Source organism: Coleofasciculus sp. FACHB-542 (assembly GCF_014695825.1).
Taxonomy (GTDB): Bacteria; Cyanobacteriota; Cyanobacteriia; order Cyanobacteriales; family FACHB-T130; genus FACHB-T130.
The window spans coordinates 71,648-94,400 of the sequence record NZ_JACJPB010000051.1 but is presented as its reverse complement, the minus strand read 5'-3'; the positions used below and the strand labels follow the sequence as shown (position 1 = coordinate 94,400).

Annotated in this window: 19 protein-coding genes; 14 read left to right on the top strand and 5 right to left on the bottom strand. The window is 47.3% G+C overall.

The window, feature by feature from the left end; translation table 11 throughout:
- Positions 1–64 precede the first annotated feature (64 nt).
- From lptB to H6F52_RS20990, 3 genes are all read left to right on the top strand, one after another.
- Entirely contained in the window at positions 65–793 is a 729-nt protein-coding gene (gene lptB, locus H6F52_RS21000; protein WP_190413049.1) for an LPS export ABC transporter ATP-binding protein, read from the top strand.
- Between the two features lie 194 nt (positions 794–987).
- Positions 988–2,151: an LptF/LptG family permease gene (locus tag H6F52_RS20995; RefSeq protein ID WP_242034015.1), complete on the top strand. Its 1,164-nt coding sequence runs from the start codon at positions 988–990 to the stop codon at positions 2,149–2,151.
- Positions 2,152–2,570: 419 nt separating this feature from the next.
- Positions 2,571–3,740: a hypothetical protein gene (locus H6F52_RS20990; RefSeq protein ID WP_190536650.1), complete on the top strand. Its 1,170-nt coding sequence runs from the start codon at positions 2,571–2,573 to the stop codon at positions 3,738–3,740.
- Between the two features lie 49 nt (positions 3,741–3,789).
- On the opposite strand, the gene H6F52_RS20985 is transcribed toward H6F52_RS20990, so the two are convergent.
- A complete protein-coding gene (locus tag H6F52_RS20985) occupies positions 3,790–5,217 on the bottom strand; it encodes an NADP-dependent isocitrate dehydrogenase (protein ID WP_190536649.1) in 1,428 nt (475 codons plus the stop codon).
- 681 nt (positions 5,218–5,898) lie between these two features.
- Between H6F52_RS20985 and H6F52_RS20980 the strand changes: the two genes are divergently transcribed.
- From H6F52_RS20980 to H6F52_RS20960, 5 genes are all read left to right on the top strand, one after another.
- Positions 5,899–6,582: a response regulator transcription factor gene (locus tag H6F52_RS20980; RefSeq protein ID WP_190425439.1), complete on the top strand. Its 684-nt coding sequence runs from the start codon at positions 5,899–5,901 to the stop codon at positions 6,580–6,582.
- Between the two features lie 136 nt (positions 6,583–6,718).
- Positions 6,719–7,213 carry an adenylyltransferase/cytidyltransferase family protein gene (locus tag H6F52_RS20975; protein ID WP_190536648.1) on the top strand — a complete coding sequence of 165 codons (495 nt, stop codon included), beginning with the start codon at positions 6,719–6,721 and terminating at the stop codon, positions 7,211–7,213.
- A gap of 113 nt (positions 7,214–7,326) precedes the next feature.
- The gene (locus tag H6F52_RS20970) at positions 7,327–8,049 is read left to right on the top strand and encodes a GUN4 domain-containing protein (protein ID WP_190425442.1); all 723 of its coding nucleotides are present in this window, start codon (positions 7,327–7,329) and stop codon (positions 8,047–8,049) included.
- Positions 8,050–8,531: 482 nt separating this feature from the next.
- Positions 8,532–10,136: a GAF domain-containing sensor histidine kinase gene (locus H6F52_RS20965; RefSeq protein ID WP_190536647.1), complete on the top strand. Its 1,605-nt coding sequence runs from the start codon at positions 8,532–8,534 to the stop codon at positions 10,134–10,136.
- A 132-nt stretch (positions 10,137–10,268) separates the two neighbouring features.
- On the top strand, positions 10,269–11,684 hold the full coding sequence (locus H6F52_RS20960) for an IctB family putative bicarbonate transporter (RefSeq protein ID WP_190438581.1): 1,416 nt from the start codon (positions 10,269–10,271) through the stop codon (positions 11,682–11,684).
- 293 nt (positions 11,685–11,977) lie between these two features.
- Here H6F52_RS20960 and H6F52_RS20955 read toward each other — a convergent pair whose 3' ends face one another.
- Entirely contained in the window at positions 11,978–12,271 is a 294-nt protein-coding gene (locus tag H6F52_RS20955; RefSeq protein ID WP_190536646.1) for a WGxxGxxG family protein, read from the bottom strand.
- 236 nt (positions 12,272–12,507) lie between these two features.
- On the bottom strand, positions 12,508–12,651 hold the full coding sequence (locus tag H6F52_RS20950) for a hypothetical protein (RefSeq protein ID WP_190413040.1): 144 nt from the start codon (positions 12,649–12,651) through the stop codon (positions 12,508–12,510).
- 937 nt (positions 12,652–13,588) lie between these two features.
- Here H6F52_RS20950 and H6F52_RS20945 point away from each other — a divergent pair.
- The 4 genes from H6F52_RS20945 (at position 13,589) to H6F52_RS20930 (ending at position 19,361) form a co-directional block, all read left to right on the top strand.
- On the top strand, positions 13,589–14,434 hold the full coding sequence (locus H6F52_RS20945) for a DUF4114 domain-containing protein (RefSeq protein WP_190536645.1): 846 nt from the start codon (positions 13,589–13,591) through the stop codon (positions 14,432–14,434).
- Between the two features lie 284 nt (positions 14,435–14,718).
- Positions 14,719–17,682 (top strand): DNA polymerase I, encoded by a 2,964-nt coding sequence (gene polA, locus H6F52_RS20940; protein WP_190536644.1) that lies wholly within the window; start codon positions 14,719–14,721, stop codon positions 17,680–17,682.
- 25 nt (positions 17,683–17,707) lie between these two features.
- Positions 17,708–18,625, top strand: a complete 918-nt coding sequence (locus H6F52_RS20935; RefSeq protein WP_190536643.1) for a DUF4351 domain-containing protein — start codon at positions 17,708–17,710, stop codon at positions 18,623–18,625.
- A 163-nt stretch (positions 18,626–18,788) separates the two neighbouring features.
- Positions 18,789–19,361 carry a thermonuclease family protein gene (locus tag H6F52_RS20930; RefSeq protein ID WP_190413037.1) on the top strand — a complete coding sequence of 191 codons (573 nt, stop codon included), beginning with the start codon at positions 18,789–18,791 and terminating at the stop codon, positions 19,359–19,361.
- A gap of 36 nt (positions 19,362–19,397) precedes the next feature.
- Here H6F52_RS20930 and H6F52_RS20925 read toward each other — a convergent pair whose 3' ends face one another.
- Both H6F52_RS20925 and H6F52_RS20920 read right to left on the bottom strand, forming a co-directional pair.
- On the bottom strand, positions 19,398–19,664 hold the full coding sequence (locus tag H6F52_RS20925; RefSeq protein WP_190413036.1) for a LapA family protein: 267 nt from the start codon (positions 19,662–19,664) through the stop codon (positions 19,398–19,400).
- Between the two features lie 74 nt (positions 19,665–19,738).
- The gene (locus H6F52_RS20920; RefSeq protein ID WP_190536642.1) at positions 19,739–21,178 is read right to left on the bottom strand and encodes a phosphoglucomutase/phosphomannomutase family protein; all 1,440 of its coding nucleotides are present in this window, start codon (positions 21,176–21,178) and stop codon (positions 19,739–19,741) included.
- 290 nt (positions 21,179–21,468) lie between these two features.
- Here H6F52_RS20920 and H6F52_RS20915 point away from each other — a divergent pair, with 290 nt between their 5' ends.
- On the top strand, positions 21,469–22,026 hold the full coding sequence (locus H6F52_RS20915) for an Npun_F5560 family protein (protein ID WP_190413034.1): 558 nt from the start codon (positions 21,469–21,471) through the stop codon (positions 22,024–22,026).
- Positions 22,019–22,717, top strand: coding sequence for a hypothetical protein (locus H6F52_RS20910; protein ID WP_190413033.1), 699 nt, complete (start codon positions 22,019–22,021; stop codon positions 22,715–22,717). Before H6F52_RS20915 ends, H6F52_RS20910 begins: the two co-directional genes overlap by 8 nt.
- Positions 22,718–22,753 lie beyond the last annotated feature (36 nt).

Here is a 22,753-nt window from a genome sequence, read left to right as displayed (position 1 = left end):
AATCGCTAATGGCTTTTAATAATTAGCAGTTAGCCATTAGCAATGAACAATTAGCTAGTTCTCAATGAAAATCGTACTGGAGAATATTCACAAGTCTTACGGCAAACGTGCGATCGTCAATCGCGTCAACCTTTCAGTGGCGCAAGGAGAAGTCGTGGGACTACTCGGCCCTAACGGTGCTGGGAAAACGACGACCTTTTACATTGCAACTGGCTTGGAAAAACCCGATCAAGGTACGGTTTGGCTGAATGACCAGGACATCACCACCTTACCCATCCACAAACGAGCGCATTTAGGCATTGGCTATCTTGCTCAGGAAGCCAGTATTTTCCGCAACCTCACTGTCCAAGACAATATCCTCTTGGTGCTGGAACAAACAGGCGTGCCTCGTCGCGAGTGGCAAAACCGTCTAAATGGTTTGCTGCAAGAGTTTCGGCTAGAAAAAGTTGCAAATACGCTGGGGATTCGGGTATCTGGAGGAGAACGTCGGCGCACCGAGTTGGCGAGATCCTTAGCGTCGGGGCGAGAAGGGCCAAAATTTTTGCTATTGGATGAGCCGTTTGCCGGTGTCGATCCGATTGCCGTATCGGAGATTCAAAAAATTATTGCCGGACTGCGCGATCGCTACATGGGCATCTTGATCACCGATCACAACGTCCGCGAAACCCTCGCCATCACCGATCGAGCCTACATTATGCGCGACGGACAAATCCTCGCCTCTGGCAATTCAGAAGAACTCTACAATAACCCCTTAGTGCGACAGTACTACTTAGGAGATGACTTCCAAAGATAGCCTTGGGTAATCGGTAATCGGGAATTGGTAATCACAAGAGTCATCAGTAAGAAGCATTGAATTTTGAAAGCACAAGAGAGTTTTGAATTCAAAATTTCAGACGCGATAACTGTAAGTCTACTCCTTAAAACTTTCCTCCAATTACCCATTACCCATTACCCATTACCCGTTACCTACCCATCGATCCTTGACCAATGACCAAATCTTTCAATCCGCTCTCCCCCCTGATTTCGACAGTCTCGGTGATGGATCGCTATATTGGCACCGAGCTGGTCGCGCCTTTCCTATTTGGCATGGGATTCTTTTCTTCCATCGGGGTAACGATTGGCAGTTTATTTGACCTGATGAGAAGGACTGTGGATGTAGGTCTACCCGCATCGCTCGTATTGAAAGTCCTGCTGTTAAGTCTGCCACAGTTTATGGCGTATGCCTTTCCCGCCTCAGTGCTACTGGCTGCCTTATTAACCTATAGTCGTCTCTCCGCTGACAGTGAGTTGGTTGCCCTGCGTAGCTGCGGGGTGAGTATTTATCGATTGGTGCTACCAGCGATCGTCCTGAGTTTTGTTGTGACCGGCATCGCCTTTACGTTTAATGAGTATGTAGTACCCGCGGCGAACTATCAAGCCAAAGTTAGTCTAGATAAAGCTCTAAATAAAGAAAAGCCATCTTTCCAAGAACGCAATATTTTTTATCCAGAATATACGAAAGTTAAGCTACCCAATGGCAACAGAGAACAAGTGTTAAAACGCCTGTTCTATGCAGAAAAATTTGACGGTCAGAAGATGGAGGGATTGACAATTTTAGATTGGTCTCAGGAGGGTCTCAATCAAATTGTTACTTCACAATCTGCCGCTTGGAATCCAGGACAAAACACCTGGGATTTTTTCAAAGGCACGATTTATTTAATCTCTCCCGATGCTTCCTACCGCAATATTTTGAAGTTTGAACACCAACAATTGCAGCTGCCTCGTACCGCCCTAGATTTGGCAAATTCTGGGCGCGACTACGGCGAAATGAATCTTGCACAAGCCAGAGAACGTCTGAAATTAGAACGCCTCAGTGGCAATCAACAAAAAATTCGCAAGCTTCTGATCCGCATTCACCAAAAAATAGCTTTACCGTTTGCTTGTGTCGTTTTTGGTATTGTGGGTGCCGCTTTAGCCAATAGACCGACTCGCACCAGTAAAGCGACGGGTTTTGGGATTAGCGTGATCGTCATTTTTGCTTACTATTTGTTAATGTCCGTCGGTGATGCTCTGGGACTAAGTAACTTCCTCTCTCCCGTGATTGCTGCTTGGTTACCGAATCTGTTTGGATTGGGAGCGGGGGCGTGGTTCCTGCTTCGAGCTGCCCGCTAAACTTTAAGGTAGTGTCATCGTCAGTCGTGTAGGGACGGTTCTCGCTCAAGATATTGAGCAATAGCGAAGCATAACGCACTGTGCAAATTACTGTTTTTCTCTCCCTAATTGATTGGGGAGAGAAAAAGTTGCACATGGCCTAAGCATATCTATAAACCCACCCGTTCTTGGTAGAGGCATATCTGTTCCCTGCCCCTCAGTGAGTGTTTTTCGGTTTCTAGTAACTAATGCTCGTTGAGCGATCGCAACCTTTCTAACTTCCTAAATTTAAACTTTAGTAAACTAAAAGCTTGGCTAAAATTTTACAAAAATGAAAGAAATCTTTTAACAAACTGTATATTAAGACAGTTCCTGTTCAAGGCAATAGCGTATAAAATCGACTTACAATCCCTTGTGCAAGTCGAGCTGCACTACAGCTTATGTCATCCTCCAAACAAGTCCCTGCCTCCATCCGCTATCTCAAAGCACGGTTACGGACATTCGCGCGCCCTGCGTTTTGGGGATCGGCGATCGCACTGGTGATGATGGTGATAGGGGTATGGGAGTACTGGGTACACCCAGAATGGCTTAACAGCCTTTTAGATGGAGAAACGGAGAGTGGGCAAGTTGATTCCGCAGAGAATCCCTCAGATGACCCAAACCTTTCTCAAGAAAGCAGTGTGATTGGCGCTGATATCGATAACTTGCCCGCGCTCATGCAGGAATTTAATCGCGGCACTAATCAAGGCGCTGGCAAGAAGGGAAAAGAGAAAGCTCAAGATCCCACGCAGCAAGAGGGTTTATTTGAGCAATTGACTCGCAACCCGGCGACTGCTTCTAATACAGAATCGACCGCGCAGCCTCAAGCGATCGCAGGAATCCCCAAAGCTCCGCAAAACTCGAACAATCCTTTTCTGACATCAGCACAAGATTTATTAAATACTGGATTAAATGTTGGCCCCCAGCCCAATACAGGGGCATTTTTGGGATTGACACCCACGAACCAACAGGCGGTAAATCCTACTACAACAGCAACCTCCACTCCGAATCTGGGCTTTGGCGTGCCCAACCTAACTAACCAGAACCAAAACGTCCTGCCAGTCAACTCCCTGCAACAAGCGTTAAATCAAAATTCGCCAAACCAAGCAGTAAACGCATCGCCATCAGGAAATACGTCTCAACAAACGCTTCCCAATTCCACATCCACTGGGCAAATGGCACCACCGCCAGCAAGTGCCCTAGCGAACACTACAGGCTATAGCACTCCCTTACCCACGACTAGCAACGCTACTCAGGGTTCTTCCACCCCGAATTCTTACACCTATTTAACCCAACCCCAGGCGGTTCCTCCCGTTGTAGCACCTGCTGTCCCCGTAACACCACAGATAGCACCGCCAGTGGCACCGATAACGACCAGTAATTATGGGCAGTACCCATCGGGAGCGAACACTCAAAGAAGCGGGTTCAACAGCAACTCTGGTTTTGGCTCCAATCTTGGTAATTCCGGATCGCAACCGGGTCAGTTGAACCAGCCTAACTTTACAGCTCCTCGTCGCGTTCCAGGACGCTACATTGGTGGGGGTCAGATTAATACTTTCTCAAATCCATAGCTGTTAGCAATTAGCTGTGGGTTGCTCGCTAATTGCTAATCGCTATTTACTAATTACTTTGGCAGTATTTGATGATGGCGGAGGCAAATTCCGAGCATTTCAGAGGCTCCACCGGCGGTTCCATGAGTCGAGCCAAATCATAGGTGACTTCGCCGTTAGAGATCGCCTGACCGAGGCCATGCTTAATCAAGTCAGCTGCCTCCTGCCAGCCCATAAATTCCAACATCATCACGCCTGACAAAATGACCGACCCGGGGTTTACCCGATCGAGTCCAGCGTGCTTCGGTGCGGTGCCGTGAGTCGCTTCAAAGATGGCGCATCGATCCCCAATATTGGCTCCTGGCCCCATCCCCAGGCCACCGACAATCGCTGCCGCTGCATCTGACAAATAATCACCATTCAGGTTCATCGTAGCGAGGATGGAATATTCATCCGGTCGAGTCTGAATCTGTTGGAAAATGCTGTCAGCAATTCGATCGTTCACCATCACCTTGTCTTTCCACTGACCGTTGCCGTGGGTTTCCCAGATGGCATTGAGAACATCTTCCACTTCACGGGTGATTTGGGCTTTTTTCTCTGCCGTCAAGGCGTCGTACCCAGGCTCAATCTGACGGGCGTTTTCTTCCAAGGTAATCTCTGGATTACGGGCTTTGTTGTCCAGAATCCATGATTCTCGTTCTGTAACGCACTCAGCGCGAAACTCAGCGATCGCTACTTCGTAACCCCAATCGCGGAAAGCGCCTTCGGTGTACTTCATGATGTTGCCCTTATGCACCAGCGTCACCATCTGTTTATGCTTGGGTAGGCGCAGGGCATTCTTGATCGCACGGCGCACTAGGCGCTGGGAACCCGTCTTACTAATTGGCTTGATGCCGATTCCAGAGTCTAGGGGAATTTGCTTTTTGCCGTGTTCTGGCGTAGCTGGAATTAGCTCATTATTCAGGATGTCAATCAATTTGTTGCCGATTTCGCTGCCTTGACGCCACTCAATTCCCAGGTAGATGTCTTCTGTATTTTCTCGATAGATGATGACATCAAGTTTCTCTGGGCTTTTGTGGGGAGAAGGGGTGCCTGGGTAATACTTGCAGGGGCGGACACAGGAGTAAAGGTCAAAAATCTGACGCAGTGCCACATTCAGCGACCGGATGCCGCCCCCAATCGGGGTTGTTAGCGGCCCTTTGATGGCAATACCGTATTCTTTAATTGCGTCTAGGGTATCTTGGGGCAAATATTGGTAGGTGCCGTACTTCTCACAGGCTTCATCCCCGGCGTAGATTTTGAACCAGCTGATTTGTCGCTTGCCACCATAAGCAGCTTGGACAGCGGCATCAAAGACCTTCTGGGCGGCGGGCCAGAGGTCGATGCCCGTGCCGTCTCCGCGAATGAAAGGAACGATCGGGTTGTCTGGAACAACGGGTTCGCCATCTTTGAAGATGATACGTTCGCCCATGTCAGGAGGAGTGATTTTTTCGTACATATTGCACTTTTGTTGGATCTAGTCTAGCCAGACAATATTTTGACAGGAAGACTACCAAATCGGCTGATTCGCAAAAGTTTCGGTTAAGCTTTTTTGCAGTTTAGGCGGTTTGATTGCCATGATGTTCGCAAATCATCCAAGCTGAGGCAGGGCTGCTAGGAGGCTGTTACCTCATTTTGGATTTTGGATGGTGGAGACGAGATTAATCGCGTTTCTACGAAGGGGACGTTGTCAGAAGTTTAAACCAGGCACCAAGGAGCGCAAAAAAGGATTACAGACCTAATAGTAGTCTCTAGAAGTGTGACTGGGATGAAGGAATTAGCGCTTCAAATCAAAACTTTGGCATCTATTTAGCCAAGAGGCTCTACGAGAATGGGTCGAACGGCTAATTTTTTGAATAATCTTAAGCGCATTCTGTCATCAGCCTTTATGCTGATCCTTTAGGCTGATAATAAAGTAGACTGAGGGCGATCGCTGGTTTTTAGTCCATCAATCTCACAAATACTGGCTGAGAAATTCTTGACGCTGCCAGATAATGTGAAGCTGATATAAAAAAGAGATATGCTGCACAAGCCGCCTCTGCCCTTTTCACAAAAACCTCAACTTACATCAAAGCGGGATGAATTCAGTTTGCAGACCTAGGCTGATATGGCCCCTGAAAGGCGCTCTTCTAGAGTAACGATGAAAAAAATTTTGCTCGTTGATGATGATAGAACCCTGCGAACTGTCTTGACACGCTACCTGCAAAACCAGGGGTATCTGGTTCAGGATGTAAGTTCTGGTATGGAGGCATTAAGCGCTTTTGAACAAGCTCCACCGGATTTGGTGGTCAGCGATGTAATGATGCCGGAGATGGACGGTTTGGAATTCTGCCGACGCCTGCGAACAACTCCTATCGGGCAATTGGTACCGTTTATCTTTTTGTCAGGCAAAGGAGAGCTAGAAGACCGAATTCAAGGTCATACGATTGGGGCAGATGATTATCTGACTAAACCCTTCGATCCCAGGGAATTAGTCGCAAAAATTGAAGCTCAGCTAGAGCGATCGCGCCGCATCCATGCGGAAATGGTACGGTTGATGCAGCAGATGGCAACCAGTTCCACCGCAGCGACAGCAACTCTGGGAGCGTTGGGTTCTGCCACCTGCGAGCCACTTCCGTTAACACCCGCAGAGCAAAGAGTTTTTTGGGAGGTGATTCAGGGATTTACCAATAAACAAATTAGCGATCGCTTGTTTATCAGTCCGCGCACCGTTCAGACCCATCTTAGTAACATCCTCAGTAAGCTGGAACTAGAGAATCGCTCTCAACTAGTTCGATTTGCCTTTGAACACGGATACCGACCTCCCACCCATGAAGAGCCGTGAGAGATGAGGCAGTCATTGGTAATTGGTAATCAATTTTTAAGTTGTAGAGACAAGGGTTGATCGCCTCTGAATTTTAAATTAAAAATTTTTTGATAACTCAAAACTCAAAACTCATCGCTCAAAACTCTCATTACCCATGATTTCAGGCGTTTATACACTAAATGAGTTAAGTCAAGCGATCGCGGCAGATCCTAGCCGATGGCGACCGCTAGTATTTACTAACGGGTGCTTTGATTTACTCCATACAGGTCATGTTCGATATTTACAAGTAGCAAAGTCCTTGGGGCGATCGCTCGTCGTGGGGTTAAATAGTGATCAGTCCATTCGTGCAATCAAGCCCCATCAGCAGGGATTGCCTCCCCGACCTATCGTGCCTGAGCAGCAGCGGGCTGAAGTTCTCGCTGCCCTTAAGCCCGTGGATGGAGTGGTAATCTTCGACTCATTGACAGCCACTGGTTTAATTGAAACACTCAAGCCCGATATCTATGTCAAAGGAGGCGACTACAGCTTGGAAACCCTGCCTGAAACACCTGCCGTTCAGGCATACGGAGGTCAGATTGAATTGGTCAAAGTGGAAATTTCTACCTCGACCACAGCGATGATTGACCGCATCCTGCACTCAAATGATTAGCGCATTTGTCAAAAGTCATTAGTCATTGGTCATTAGTCATTGGCTACGGACTAAAGACTAGAGACTAATGACTAATGACTAATAACTAACAGCAACCTGAAATGACTTGCTTCATGACAGACCAAACGACTGCCGACCTACCATACACCAGCCAAGACCTTACCGACCTACGCTGCAAGTTTGAGTCGGGTTCTGAAAAAACGCAACTACAACTCCTCCCAGAACTTCTAAAAGCGGGTAATGCCGGTTTGGAGGTACTGATGGAATTTTTACGTAACAATCAGTCAACTCCTACCAATTTAGTTACAGCTAAAGCCTACCAGACCCTCTACAACGCCAATTTGCCAGCTGCAACTGAATTTCTTCAAACCCATTTCCCTTCCGGCATTATCCCCTTACACTCAGAACGCGGCATCGACTACAGTTCCCTGCAACACCTGCTCTTGCAACAAGACTTTCTTGCCGCTGACCGCCTAACCTTGCAAAAGCTGTGTGAATTGGCAGGTGCTCAGGCTGTACAGAGAAAATGGTTGTACTTTACAGAGGTAGAAAACTTCCCCATTCCTGATTTACAAACCATCAATAGCCTGTGGTTCCTACACTCGGAGGGCAAATTCGGTTTTTCCGTGCAACGGGAAATCTGGCTGAGTCTCGGCAAAGACTTCTTAAAGTTCTGGCCCAAAATTGGCTGGAAGAGCGGCAACAACTGGACTCGATATCCCAACGAGTTTACCTGGGATCTCAGTGCCCCTAGGGGTCATCTGCCTCTGTCAAATCAGCTGCGGGGTGTCCGGGTGATTGCCGCCTTGTTATCTCATCCCGCCTGGTCAACTTGAAAACTTCAAGGCTCAGGACTCAGGACTCAGCAAACAAGAGTGATGAGTGAATGAAGCAAGAAAGCCTCTTGCCAGCAGAAATGACTCTACTTTTCACTCTTGTTTTTCATCCTGGCTCCTCAATCGAATCACCGTCACTGAAGACTTGTCGGCTGGGTTGAGCCGAGTGCTAAACTCAACGCCTCCCTTGATTTTTGTTGCTTTCTCCTCCCTTGAAGGCTAAAGCCTTACGGCATGAACGCGCCTGCGCGACCTCAAACACCACGTCGCCAGGGCGGGAGAACCCCCGCTATTCTTGTCGTTCAACCTACGATAGAAGTCAATTTTGTTTAAACTCAGTGTCATTTACCCTTAGTCCTTTTTAACCGAAAAGCAAAACTCTCTGCTCAACGTGTTTGTTAGAGGCCTTCTTCGGGAACGCTAAGTGTAGCGGGATATTAAATTAAGTCATACAAGCAAAGCGTATGGGAGTAGGGATGGTAATGGCAGCCCCAGAAAGCAGACTTTTTTGTCGTTTGGATGGTTTGACACCGGCAGCACGAGAACAACAAAGGTTCACTGCTTTGGGAGAATTGGGTCTACTTGAAGCAGAGATGGTTCCAGTGTTCGAGGAAGCTACTCAAACAGCAGCCCGATTTTTGGAAGCGCCGATTTGCATTTTAAGTTTAATGGCTCAAGACAAGCAGCGGATCAAAGCAGCTGTGGGTTTATCACGATTAGGGTTGATGAACGATCTCGCCACGTCCCGGCAGCTCCCACGCCATCAATCTTTGTGTACTTATGTGGTCGATAGTCATCAAGTTTTGATTGCTGGCGATACGCTAACAAATCGAGCGTTTGCTGAAACTGCTCTTGTGCAGCACTACGGCATCCGTGCCTATCTAGGGACACCGCTGCTATCATCTAGTGGAATCTGCCTGGGCACCCTGGCAGTGATGGATTTAGTGCCTCGTAACTTTACTAGCAAAGATATTGACTTTTTGGAACTTATGGCTCGCTGGAGTCTGAGTGAATTTGAGAGAAACCGTCTGTTTTTAGAAACGCGACAATTGGGGTCTTTAGAGCGTACCAACTCCAGCTATTGGTTTGCTAAGCCGTCGTCTAACGGGCAACCAGAAACGGGTAAAGACCTGGGATACAATGCCGCCTCGAACAACAGCAGTATGGGCAGCAATGCGGGTGAAGTGTTGTCCCTGACCCGTTCAACCCCTAGCCCCTCTGCAACTAGCTCCGTTAAAGTCAAACTGCTATCCCAGCTGTCACAGGAACTGCGGACTCCGTTGACTTCAATTATGGGGATGGCAAGTGTTTTGGGACGCGAAGTTTATGGGCCATTAACGACCAAGCAGAAGGAATACCTGGAGATTATCCACAACAGCGGTCAGCACTTAGTGTCGCTAGTTGATGAAATTTTGTCTCTGGGAGGGTTGGATGAGGTTAGCCAAAAACTCGATTTCACCTCTGTGGACATCGAAATGCTGTGTCAACAGGCGATTAATAACCTGCAACAGATTGCGTCTGGGCGGCAGCAACAGATTCGTCTATCTGTAGAGCCTGGAAAGCGCATCTGGTTGCTTGACAAGGATAAAGTGCGGCAAATTCTTTACTACCTGATTTTTAATCTAATTAACTCAGGGAGTGCAGGGGGCGTGGTTCGCATTCATGTCTCTCGCAAAATTGAAAAGCTGAACATTGCGGTGTGGGTTTCTCATCCCTGGCTAGGAGATGGTCTACCGCAGATTGAGTTTTATGCCCAGTCCGATATGTCGCCAAATCATCACTTAGAACCAGCTCTCTCAGAAGCCAGTGTTGCTTACATTCAAGAGCCATACTCCGTGCCGTCCCTCACATCAATGAATCAATTGTTGCTGAATGACTCTCGTGCCGCTGATTCTGCCGTCTCAGAAGGGCTGTCCCATTTATCAGTCGGCAATGGTTCTCGTGAAAGTTTGGGGTTGTTGCTGAGCTGTTTATTGGCAGAAATTCATGGTGGGCACATTTCTGTTCAAGGCTCTCCAGAAGCGGGATATCGCTATGTAGTCAGCTTGCCACAGGTGGATGCGGTGGAAACAATTGGTGATGATTGACGGACTAGAGACTATAAACTATGTACTTGGGTAATCGGTAATCGGTCATGGGAAATGGCTAATCGTTCATTGACCAATGACTAATGTGACCAATACCAATCACCCATAATCACTTCCCCCCTGACCTATCACATGAGTGTTTGGCAACAATTTACCTTGTCCAGTTTGCCGCTGTATCAATGGCAAAGTGCAAGCTATTTACATCGGTTGGTTGGTAGCTTGCGAAGCTGGCGGCAGAGTAGCGTCTGCGTGCAGTGGGCGGAGCCGTTGGGAGCCTTGTTTGTGGCTTTAGTGTTCGCTTTGGCTCCTTTTGTGTCAACGGCTCTGGTTGGCGTGTTGTTAGCTGCCGGTGCTGGCTTTTGGATACTGCTGACTCTGTCAGATGAGGCGGATTATGTACCGGGCGAAGCGCCTAAAGTTACTCCAATTCACTGGCTGGTGTTGCTGTACTGGGGCATTGCCACTGTAGCAACGGCTCTGTCGCCAGTGAAGATAGCTGCTTTGAAGGGCTGGGGCAAGCTAACGCTGTATTTGCTATTTTTTGCGCTCATGGCGCGAGTGCTGCGATCGCCCCGACTGCGTTCTATCCTGATCGCGGTCTATCTCCACATTGCGCTGATTGTTAGTGTCTACGGGCTGCGACAATGGTTTTTTGGGGCGGCGGCACTGGCAACTTGGACAGATCCAACGTCTCCCCTGTCTAAAACGACGCGAGTTTATAGTTATCTGGGGAACCCCAATTTACTTGCGGCTTATCTTTTGCCTGCGATCGCTTTCTCTCTGGCTGCTATTTTTGCTTGGCGCGGGTGGAGTCGTAAAGCGCTAGCGCTGACGATGTTTTCCGTTAATACTGCGTGTTTGATTCTCACGTTCAGTCGCGGCGGCTGGATTGGCTTTATATTTTTGCTTTTAGTATTTTCGCTGATGCTGCTTTACTGGATCGGCGAACATCTGCCACCTTTCTGGCGGACTTGGTCGCTGCCGATTCTGTTAGGAAGTTTGGCGCTAGTGCTAGCGGTGGCGATCCTATTTGTGGAACCAGTGCGCGATCGCGTTTTTAGTATTTTTGCAAGTCGCAAGGATAGCAGTAACAATTTCCGGGTCAACGTTTGGGAAGCGGTGATTGAGATGATCCGCGATCGCCCGATTTTAGGGATAGGCCCTGGCAACGAGGCTTTTAACAAAGTTTATCCCCTTTATCAGCGCCCCCGCTATACTGCCTTAAGTGCTTATTCCGTTTTCCTGGAATTGGCTGTAGAAACTGGCTTAATTGGTTTTTGCTGCTTTATGTGGTTGCTGATTGTCACCTTTAACCAAGGATGGCTACAGCTAAATCGTTTGCGGCAACTGGGCAGGCGTGAGGGCTTTTGGCTGATAGCGGCGATTGCCACGATATTTGGTCTATTAGGACATGGTTTGGTAGATACAGTCTGGTATAGACCGGAAGTAAATACGCTTTGGTGGATGATGGTGGCGTTGATTGCTAGTTATTACACTTTCTCACCGAGTAGCGATCGCACTCCCCACACACTAACGGAACACAGTTAATCCGATTTCCCTGTTTGATTATTCATTAGTTTTTAGACTTTTTTCGGCACCTACTCCGTCCAAAGGCGAGCGAAAAAACAAGGACTCACAAACTCTTGTCCAAACAGGACTCTTAGAGTGGATGGAGTTGTACTCATGACTAAAGACTAAAGACTCTGACTTTTGATTTATCTTGAATCCAAAAAAGTTTAGAAAATTTCAAAAGCAAAAAGGCAAAGGAAAGATTTCCTCTTCTTTCTTTTGCCTTTTGCCTTTTTTAGTGCCGTTAATTTTCCTATAAGCCACCCGTTTTTTTACTCTCTGTAGCCGGTACGACTTACTGGATCTGGATCGCGGTAACGGGTTGGTTCTTCATGCTTGCGACCCGCTAAGCCTGCTAAACCAAGCAGTCCCAGCAAGCCCAACCAGCCCCAATCAAAATTGCGATCGCTTTCAACGGTTCTAACGTCTTGGCGAGCATCGGTGTTTGTAGTTGTATTTGTATCAGTATTCGTTTGAGCAGAAGCAGGCACAGTCAAAGGCAGAACCGCCATACTTAAGGAGAGAACGCCAGCTCCAATAAATTTTGATAAATCAGATCGTTTCATAAATAAAGCTCCTTGTCCGCTCTTCACTCACAAACTTATAGATTTCCCTCCAAATCAGAATCAATCTACAGCTATAGATTAAAAACTTCTAGACTCTAACTATAGAGATAGAAAATGTCTCTTCTTTCCACCATTTCCTCCCTCTTTATAATTAGGTAATTTTCAGGGTATAAACCAAATTTAACTTTTTAAGACTGGGGATCAATAATAAGCTTGCGAATTCATGTGAGTTTGGCTTAAGCAGCAGGTAGTAAATGGTAGTCAATGGTGATAGAGGGCTGCTTGGTTTGGTGGCTCTTGCAATCAATCCGCACACCAGGTTGACCAGAAAGTTGCCCGACTGCGGTGAGGGAGCAGCCCATTTCTGCAAAAAGGCGCATGGAATTCTCTTCTAAAGAGACTAAACCTGCAAGACAAGGGTTCTAAAGTCCCCGTACCGTCTGAACTCTGTTTGATAAAAGCTCTCACAACTTCTGCCCTCTTCATCTCAAGGAAATAGAAGTTGGCAGGATTTACTTTTCTCCAGAGATAATGGCACCCATCAGGGTGTCTCCCTGAGGTAATGAGAATGCTCGCTCCGAGAAATGTTCTTCAACTGGTCAACTTCAACTGGTCAATCAGTGTCTCAATCATCGACCGCTTCCGCAACACCGTAAACGTTCTCGTTTACGGTGTTGCAGCCTATCAGCGAAGCAATTGTAGCTGCGGACAGGGTTTTCAAACCTTTAGAACCAGTTATCGACACCGTAGAACTTTTCTTTTTATCTGAGCATGGGACAAGCAGATGGATGGAGAATTCAGCAGTTTCGGCCTATCTGTTATGGCTGTTCTTTATCCCGAACTCACGGTTACGTAATCTGCGTAGGCTGTCAGCATTGTGCGTATTACCAGTTCCCGCTCGTGTTTTAACCTGACTCTGGAAATTTCCCCATTCTTGAGAATACTGAATTTTTATGGATAGCGCTGTCAAATAAAAAGCGCTATCCGCAAAATCCCTGAAAAGCTTTCAGAATATTTACCGATGTGCTTCAAAAAAAAAGTTTTGAGGTTGAGGAAAATACTGCTTTAAATTCAAAACTAATTAGTAGCTTTGTAAGTGTATTTAAGGGTTTTACGTAAATATTCAATACTGTGAAGAAGTCAAAAAGAATTAGAAAAGCTGTAGACAAAGAATTATGATTTCAGTTATTAATAAACAAGGAAAAGAAAACACACGTCTGCACCGGGCTTCTAAAGTAAAAATAAACTCAATTATTTTGGATGTATTTGCCGGTTGGATGGGGTGAAGTCGTTCATCGCCTTGGTAGAGGTACTCAAATGAAAATCAAACTAATTACTAGTCTGCTCGCCGCTGCTGCTGCCCTGACCGGCGTCATCTCTGCAACTGCACCGGCATCGGCTGAGATTAACTGGGGTTCTGTAAATACTGCACCCACAAAGAATGCATTGAGCCAATCTGATGATTTTTCAAACATCAGCACGCTTATCGATAGCTTAAACGCGCAGATCAATAAGTCTCAAGAAAAATACGCATTTCCAGACTTGAGCCTTTTAGGCGGTAAATCATTTGATTTAAGCAAATTAACGTTGCAAAACGATACTGATGTTCGTGCTTACTTCGTCAATGAAGGGGCGGATTATAACAATCAGCTAGGTTATCAAGCACTTGACAGTAACGGCGACATTGTCAAAGATGGAATGGCTTTCTGGGAACTCAACAGCACAGAAAGTATTAGGGAAAACCAAACTAGCTTTACTAATCTGAAGCAAGGAGATTGGGTCAACTTAGGCAACTTCAGTAAAGGTACAACCCTGAATTTCCAGTTGAACGCCAATAGCTTATACGGCACCAGCAACTCCTACGGCATTTACAATTCTGCTTTTAATGCTCCTAACCCTGATGGGCTACAGCACGCCAGAGGATATCTCTTTAACTCCCGTTACCTGGTGATCGGTTTTGAAGATTTGTACGGAGATGGAAGCGAGACTGGCGTGACTCCAGCCTCTGACCGGGATTTCAACGACACAGTTTTCATCGTCGATATCGGCAACCAAAGCCTGCAAAGCGTACCTGAACCATCTGCAACGTTGGCACTGGTAGCTGCAAGTACGTTAGGGATGTTTGGCCTGCGTCGCCGCCGCAACAGCCAAATCAATGGCTAATCCCCTGGCCTATCGCTGATAATCTTTGCAAGTTCAATTAGTCAATAACCCCTGTTTCTAGCCTGCACCCTGCGGGCTTTTTTATTGGAAGCTTATGTAGCAGCTGCTTCGCTGTAAGCTTAGCCAGTGAAGCAGCGCATAGATTAGGATATTTCCCCTAGGGGTAGTTAAAATCATTCAGGCTGAGCCGTGGGATGAGATATCTAACAGCTTGTTCGCCTTAAGCGAGCAATCTGAGGCATTGTAAAGAATATCTGCTCTCTGGCGCTAGCTAAAATAAGGCTATGTCTCAATCTACCTCTGCCTCCAACCCCTCTCACTCCGCTGCTAGCTCATCTGATATGCGGCCTGTCTTCATCCTGGTGGATGGTCACTCGTTAGCCTTCCGCGCCTACTTTGCCTTTGCTAAAGGGCGGGATGGAGGCTTAAAAACAAAGACTGGGATTCCTACCAGTGTTTGTTTTGGCTTCCTCAAGTCGTTACTGGAAGTAATAGCATCCCAGCAACCTCAGGCGATGGCGATCGCATTCGACCTGGGCCTACCCACTTTCCGCCACGAAGCCGACGATACCTATAAAGCTGACCGCGCTGAGACGCCAGAAGACTTTATCATCGACCTGAAAAATCTTCACGACCTTTTAGATGCCTTCAATCTGCCAATTGTGACGGCACCGGGGTATGAGGCAGATGATGTCTTGGGAACGCTGTCACAAAAGGCGAGTGCGGCTGGGTATCGGGTAAAGATTGTTACGGGCGATAGAGATTTATTTCAACTGGTTGACACTGCAAAGGAAATTAGCGTTCTTTATCTCGGTCAAACCTTCTGGCAACGTGGCAGCAATACAGGGCCAGTAGAATTTGGGCCAGAGGAAGTTAAAGAGAAACTAAAGGGCATTACACCAGAGCAGGTTGTCGATTACAAAGCTTTGTGTGGCGATGCCTCCGACAATATCCCCGGTGTCAAGGGAATTGGCGACAAAACAGCCGTGAAGTTGCTGACAGAGTACGGCTCCCTGGATGGGATTTATGCCTCATTGGATGAGATTAAAGGAGCGGTCAAACAGAAGCTGGAAGCCGGGAAACAAGAGGCATACCGTTCCCAGCATTTGGCAAGGATAGTTCTTGATGTCCCTCTAGACGTTAGTTTAGAAGACTGCCCGCTGAAGGGATTTGATAACGCCGAGCTAGAACCGCTGCTAGAAAAGTTAGAGTTTAGGACTTATTTAAGCCGAATCCAGCAGTTGCAGCAGGCATTTGGCGGTGTGGCAGAAGAAGCTAAACCCGTTGAATCTAAAGAAGAACTTGAACAAATCACTTTTGATGATGGGGACTCCTGGTTTTTTAGTGCCGCTGACACCGAAGCGGCTAGCAAGGCAGCCACAAATGCTACGAGTAAAATAAGCGCCCAAATTATTGATACTCCAGAAAAACTGACAGAACTGATAAAGCAGCTGCAAACTTGCACCGACCCTGACAAACCAGTAGCTTGGGATACGGAAACGGATGCCCTAGAACCACGCGACGCCCAACTGGTGGGGATTGGCTGCTGCTGGGGCATCGAGCCATCTGAAGTTGCTTATATTCCCACGGGTCACAAAACTGGTGAAAATCTGGATAAAACGGCTGTCTTAGAAGCGTTGCGTCCGATTCTCGAAAGTGTTGACTATCCCAAATCGTTGCAGAACACCAAGTTTGACCGGCTGGTGTTGCGCTGTCAGGGAATTAACTTGGCTGGGGTGGTGTTTGATACGATGCTTGCCAGCTACGTGCTAAATCCAGAAAACAGCCACAATCTCGGCGACTTAGTCTTACGGCATCTGGAGTTAAGTATCAGTAATTATGCGGATGTGGTGCCCAAAGGCAAAACGATTGCCGATATGGATATTCAGACGGTAGCCTACTACTGCGGGATGCAAGTCTATGCCACATTCCAGTTGGTACTAAAGCTACGAGAAAAATTAGAGGAAGTCCCCGCTCTTGAACGGTTGTTACGGGAAGTAGAACAACCTTTAGAGCCAGTTTTAGCCCAGATGGAATATGTGGGCATCCGGATCGATCCAGCCTATCTCCAGACACTCTCTCAAGAACTGGAAAAGGATTTAGCAGGAATTGAGCAAAAAGCTTATCAGGAAGCTGGAGAAAAATTTAGCTTGGGTTCACCGAAACAACTGAGCCAAATTTTATTTGACAAGCTCAAGTTAGATACTAAAAAGTCTCGGAAAATTCAGTCGGGTTATTCTACAGATGCCGCAACGCTAGAAAAACTGCAAGGCGATCATCCACTGGTCGATGCCGTTTTAGAGTACCGCACCCTTTCCAAGTTGAAGTCTACTTATGTGGACGCTTTACCCTTGCTGATAAGACCCGATACTCAGCGGGTGCATACAAATTTTAATCAGACAGGGACGACGACAGGGCGATTGTCTTCTTCTAATCCCAACTTACAAAATATTCCTATCCGCACAGCGTTTAGTCGGCGAATTCGCAAAGGATTTGTACCGGAACCTGGTTGGTTACTGGTTGCAGCTGACTATTCACAAATTGAGTTGCGGATTTTGGCTCACTTGAGCCAAGAGCCGGTGCTGATTGAGGCATACCAGCAAAATGAAGATATTCACAGTGTCACCGCTCGGCTGTTGTTGGAGAAGGATACGGTGACATCTGAGGAACGCCGATTGGGGAAAATTATCAATTTCGGCGTAATTTACGGAATGGGGGCGCAGCGATTTGCGCGGGAAGCTGGGGTGAAGGCGACAGAAGGCAGATTGTTTATCGATCGGTTTAACGAGCGCTACCGTAAGGTTTTTGAATATTTGGAGCGGGTGAAGCGGGAAGCGATCGCTCACGGTTATGTCGAGACTATTCTAGGACGCCGCCGTTACTTTAACTTTGAGGGCGGCAGTCTCCGCAAGCTCCAAGGTAGCAATCCCGATGAAATTAACCTTGACAAACTCCGTAATTTGGGACAAGCTGACGCCGGTTCGCTACGCGCCGCCGCTAATGCTCCCATCCAAGGTTCTAGCGCCGATATCATCAAGATTGCAATGGATAAACTGCACAAAGTTTTGCAGAATTATCAGGCGCGTTTGCTATTGCAAGTTCACGATGAATTAGTGCTTGAAGTTCCTCCCTCTGAATGGGAAGAATTACAGCTTAAAATTCGTTCCACAATGGAAAATGCGGTTTCTTTGAGTGTGCCATTAGTCGTTGATGTGCGTGCAGGGCAGAATTGGATGGAAACGAAGTAAAAAATCGTAACTTCAACAAACGCGGATGATTGACCATGACCGCTTATTTAAGGAACTCCTCACAACCTTTTTTGGGGAGTTCATAGAGTTATTTTTGCCAGAAGTAGCAACTTATCTAGAACGCGACTCCATAGAGTTTTTAGACAAAGAAGTCTTTACAGATGTTACTGCTGGCGAGCATTATGAAGCTGATTTAATCGTCAAGGCTGAATTTCGAGCTCAGGAATCTTTTTTTCTAATTCATGTAGAAAACCAAGCTCAACATCAAACTGACTTTGGCAGGCGGATGTTCCGCTATTTCTCCCGCTTGTCTGAAAAATTCGATCTGCCTGTGTATCCTGTGGTGGTGTTTTCTTATAACAGTCCCAAAACTCCAGAACCGAACGTTTATCAGGTGGCTTTTCCCAATAAAGTCGTTTTGCAGTTCAACTATGATGTCATTCAGCTAAATCAGCTTAATTGGCGGGATTTTGTGCAGCAACCCAATCCAGTTGCTAGTGCCCTAATGGCGAAAATGAATATAGAGCCAAGCGATCGCCGCCGCGTAAAATTTGAATGTTTGCGTCTTTTGGCTACTTTGAGGCTAGATCCCGCCAAGATGCAATTAATTTCTGGATTTATTGACACTTACCTGCGCTTAAGTACAGAACAGGAAAGGCTTTTAAGAGCTGACATTGCTAGGATGGAGCCAACTGAGCAGGAGGTCATTATGCGAATTGTCACTAGCTGGATGGAAGAAGGTATTGAACAGGGAAAGCAACAAGAGGCACTGTCACTGGTTATGCGCCTATTGCCTCGGCGAATTGGCGCAGTTGCCCCTGAGTTACAACAGCGCATTCAGCAGCTATCTCAGACTCAGTTAGAGGATTTAGCAGAAGCGCTTTTGGATTTTTCATCGGCGGCAGATTTGGAGGATTGGTTACACCAGTTTGCAACTGAGTAAAGTGACTGGCAATAAATGCGTGTTAAACTAAGCGTCGATTAGAAGCGCGATCGCATTTCGCTGCACCACTCCAACTGCTAAAAGCCAGTAACAGGCGTCCGAAACTATTGGACAATGGAAACGTCTGTCCAGATGGACTTTTCTTTTGTAGTAAATATTTATAATGACCGGCACTCGCAAACTCATCCAAAATTCTCTCATCTGGACTGGTGCAGTTGTTCTCATCCTTGGATTGGTGGGATGTGAAGCTATTTTTGGTTCTCCTACTTACCCGGTTAAGCGAGTCAGCGATGGAGATACTCTCGCCGTAACGGATCGCAGTGGGAAAAACATCAACGTGCGTTTTGCTTGTGTGGATGCTCCGGAAGTTCCGCATTCCAGCAAGGAAAAGGCAAGCAAAAAAGCAGCAGATCAAAACCAATTTAAGTGGGGAATTAAAACCCAACAACGATTGCAAGAATTGGTACAACAAGGAGGCGATCGCGTTCGCTTAACTGTGACTGATACTGATAGGTACGGGCGTAAAGTTAGCGAGGTGCGCCTGCCTGATGGAACTTTTGTTCAGGAAGTGTTGGCAAAAGAGGGACTGGTACTGGTGTATCGTCAGTATCTAAAAGATTGCCCTAGCGCTGCTATCGTTGAGCAAGCAGAAGCTGAGGCGAAAAAGAGTCGGCGCGGCATTTGGCGTGACTCCAAGTTTCTGCCGCCGTGGGAGTATCGCAGTGAGAGTAAGTAGCAAAGGCTGATAGTTAATTGCAACAAACAATAACCATCAAAAGTCTTCGTCAGCATACTCACTGGCATCTTCTGATTGAGACTGATTACTGGAAGGCGATCCCCAAACAATGGGCACGATTGCACTCCCAATCGCCCCCGCGCCAGCACTAAACGCTAGCACGACGCCTACTGGCATCCGGATCGACTGGAAAGTTAGAAATTTCACCGATACCGGCGTGATGTTTTGAATGGACAACAGAGCGATCGCTGCGACGGAACTGGCTAAAATCAGCGAGGTAAGCAGGTTGGTAAGGGCTTTCATATTGATAATGGCGACTGAGTAAGTTCCTGCTACCAAGTAGGAGCAAGAGCAATGCCCTTGCTCCTACCGATCATTTAGACTGTGACGGGTTCCAGTTTGTTAATGGTTTGTTCCATTTGCTGGGCAATTTGAGTCATTTTTTCTGGAGTATTCGTTTCCAGATAAACCCGCATTAGCGGTTCTGTTCCGGAAGGACGCAGGAGTATCCAACTGCCTTCTTCTAAGTAGAGTTTAATCCCGTCTTTGCGCCCTACTTCTTTCACTTTAATTCCTGCCACTTCTGCTGGGGGATTTTTAGTGAAATCATCAATGACAGCGGCTTTGTGGGCGTCATTTAAGTGCAAATCGAGACGTTTGTTGTACAGAGGGCCATCGGCTTCTGCGATTACTTCTTCTACTAGCTGACTTAAAGGCTTACCTTCGTAAGCGATCGCTTCTGCGACTAGCATATCGGCTAAAATCCCGTCTTTTTCGGGAATATGTCCGATAATGCTCAATCCACCTGATTCTTCGCCGCCGATCAATACCTGCGTCTCGCGCATTTTCTCGCCGATGTATTTAAAGCCTACTGCTGTTTCGTAGATTTCCAAGCCGTACTTAGCAGCGAGGTTATCCAGCAGGTGGGTGGTGGCAACGGTGCGGACAATTGCGCCAGTTTTGCCTTTGTTTTTGACTAAGTGACGCGCCAGCAGCAGCAGCACCGTGTTCGGTGTCAGCACGTTTCCTTGTTCGTCAACAATGCCGAAGCGATCGCTATCTCCATCCGTCGCCAAACCTAAATCTGCCCCGTCTTTTTTCACTGCTTCGACGAGTCCAATCAATTCCTCTCCTTTTGGTTCTGGCATTCCACCGCCAAAGAGAACATCGCGATAGGTGTGGAATGCCTCTGTATCGCAACCACAGCGCTCCAAGACGGTATCCAGGTAGCCACGAGAAGTGGAGTAGAGGGCGTCGTACTTCACCTTTAGCCCTGCGCTCTTAATTCGCTCTACATCCAGCAGGGTGTAAATAAACTGGAGATAATCTGGCTTGGGATCAAAGGTAGAAATCTTGTTGGCATTGTTGCCACTCGGCGGCTCATCCGTAGCGTCTTCAATATTTGCTACAATTGTATCCGTAATTTCCGGTGTAGCCGGACCAGCGTAATCGGGGATGTATTTGATGCCGCAATAGGGAGCTGGGTTATGACTGGCGGTGAACATCAGTGCCCCAGCAGAGTTGAGAAGCTTAGCGTTGTAGGCAATAACTGGTGTCGGGCAATCTCGATCGACAATTTTCACCGTCCACCCAGCGTCTGCCAAAACTTCAGCAGCAGTCCGGGCGAATTGGTCGGCTAAAAAACGGGTATCGTAAGCTACTAAGACGGGACGGTCTTTGGAATAGGCGTTTTCGAGATAACTCGCGATCGCCCGCGTTACTTTACACACATTGGCGAAGGTAAAGTCATCGGCGATAATCCCCCGCCATCCATCGGTACCAAATTTAATCTTGTTTGAACTGCTGGCTGCGCTCATCTTAACCACTTCCTCTTGATTCCACCTAAATACTACAAGACGCCTATCGCTTCAATCTCGCTACCGGATGACAAATGGTTTGTATAAACTGAACCATTTGTTCGCACCGGCAGAAAATCTAGCTGAATCTGAGGATACGATAGACCCAACCCTTAATTGCAAACAAGGGTAGCAATCAGGTGTTAATTGCCGTTGCAAATGGTAAATTAGCTGCAAAAGCAATATGAGCCATCCGCTATCGCCTCGCGCCTGCCATTAGGAAAATCATCTCAAAGGAGCCGTAAGCCATTGTGAGCCAGACAGACACGCCAAACCTACAAACGCTTCAATCTGACGCAACTCGCCTGCGCGAAGAGTTGCAGATGCGAGATCAACTGGTTCAGCAGTTGTCTCAAGAACTATTCCGGCTAGTTAAGGGCAATGCTAATTTTATGCCCAGACCGGAAGTTTCTGAGCGGCACATGGCTCAGATGAGAGCGCTGCGAGAACAACTGCAAGAGGTCGAGCAGCAGGTAACGTTCTACCAGGAACAGATTACAACCCGCGACACCGAGATTTATCAATTGCGGCAGTCTGTACAGGAATTGACCGACCGCAGCCGGATGCTAGAACAAGTGGTGCAGGAGTTGCCACAGATTTATCGCCAGAAATTTGCCGAACGCATGGCACCCGTGCGGGAGAAAGTGGCGATGCTACAACGGGAAAACCGTCAACTCCATGCCGAGTTGCAAAGTGTCAGCTACCGTCTAGCTGTCAGAACCCGTCGCACGACGACCGGACTCGATCTGCCCAGTTTCCCGCGTACGGGTGTTCGTAATAGCCCGATTCCAACCTTTGGTCATGCGTAAAGTTCTGATTGTGGTTGATGCTGCTGATGAACTTCCGGTATCGCCCACAATAGCCGAAATTGTTTCTGCCCTCAAGCAAAGCGCGCTCAATTCCCCAGTACCGACAACGATACAAATTGTAGAGACGCAATTTATTGCCTCAGTCTGGGCGGACTTGCAAAACCAAGCAGAAATTCTTTGGTGTCCTTTAACGCTGAATTTGCCAGAAAGCTTGGAATTTCCAGCCCAATCCCTTTATCAGGCTTGCCGCGATGTGACTGGTTTACGCCAGTTGGTGGAGCAATTAGGATCGACGACGGGTGTCGGTGATTTCTGGTTGCCAATCGTTCTTACGGCAAAGGGGCCGCTCTACGGCGAGGTAATTGGTAGGGTTGAGGATGATGAAAGTAGGCGCTTAGAACCGACTTTGAAAGGTTATCGTCAGCCAGTGCATCTATCGGATATCTGGCGTCAGCCACTGTACCAACTGGGGCATCGATTGCTGCAATTTTTATCAGCGCCACCAGCTGTTTATTTATTACAGTTCGGCTTTCAAGAGCAAGGGATTTTTTTTGACCGACTTTTGCCGTTTCCAGGGGAACCAGCGATCGCTAGCATTAACGTCCAAAAGCCAGATTTATTTACCTGTCACTGGCACTGCTTGACGGGTCAAGCAATTTACGATCTCCAAATCAACGCTTTTCACGACTAAGAAGTCGCGGCTAGGCACTTGTAGGGACTCCGATTT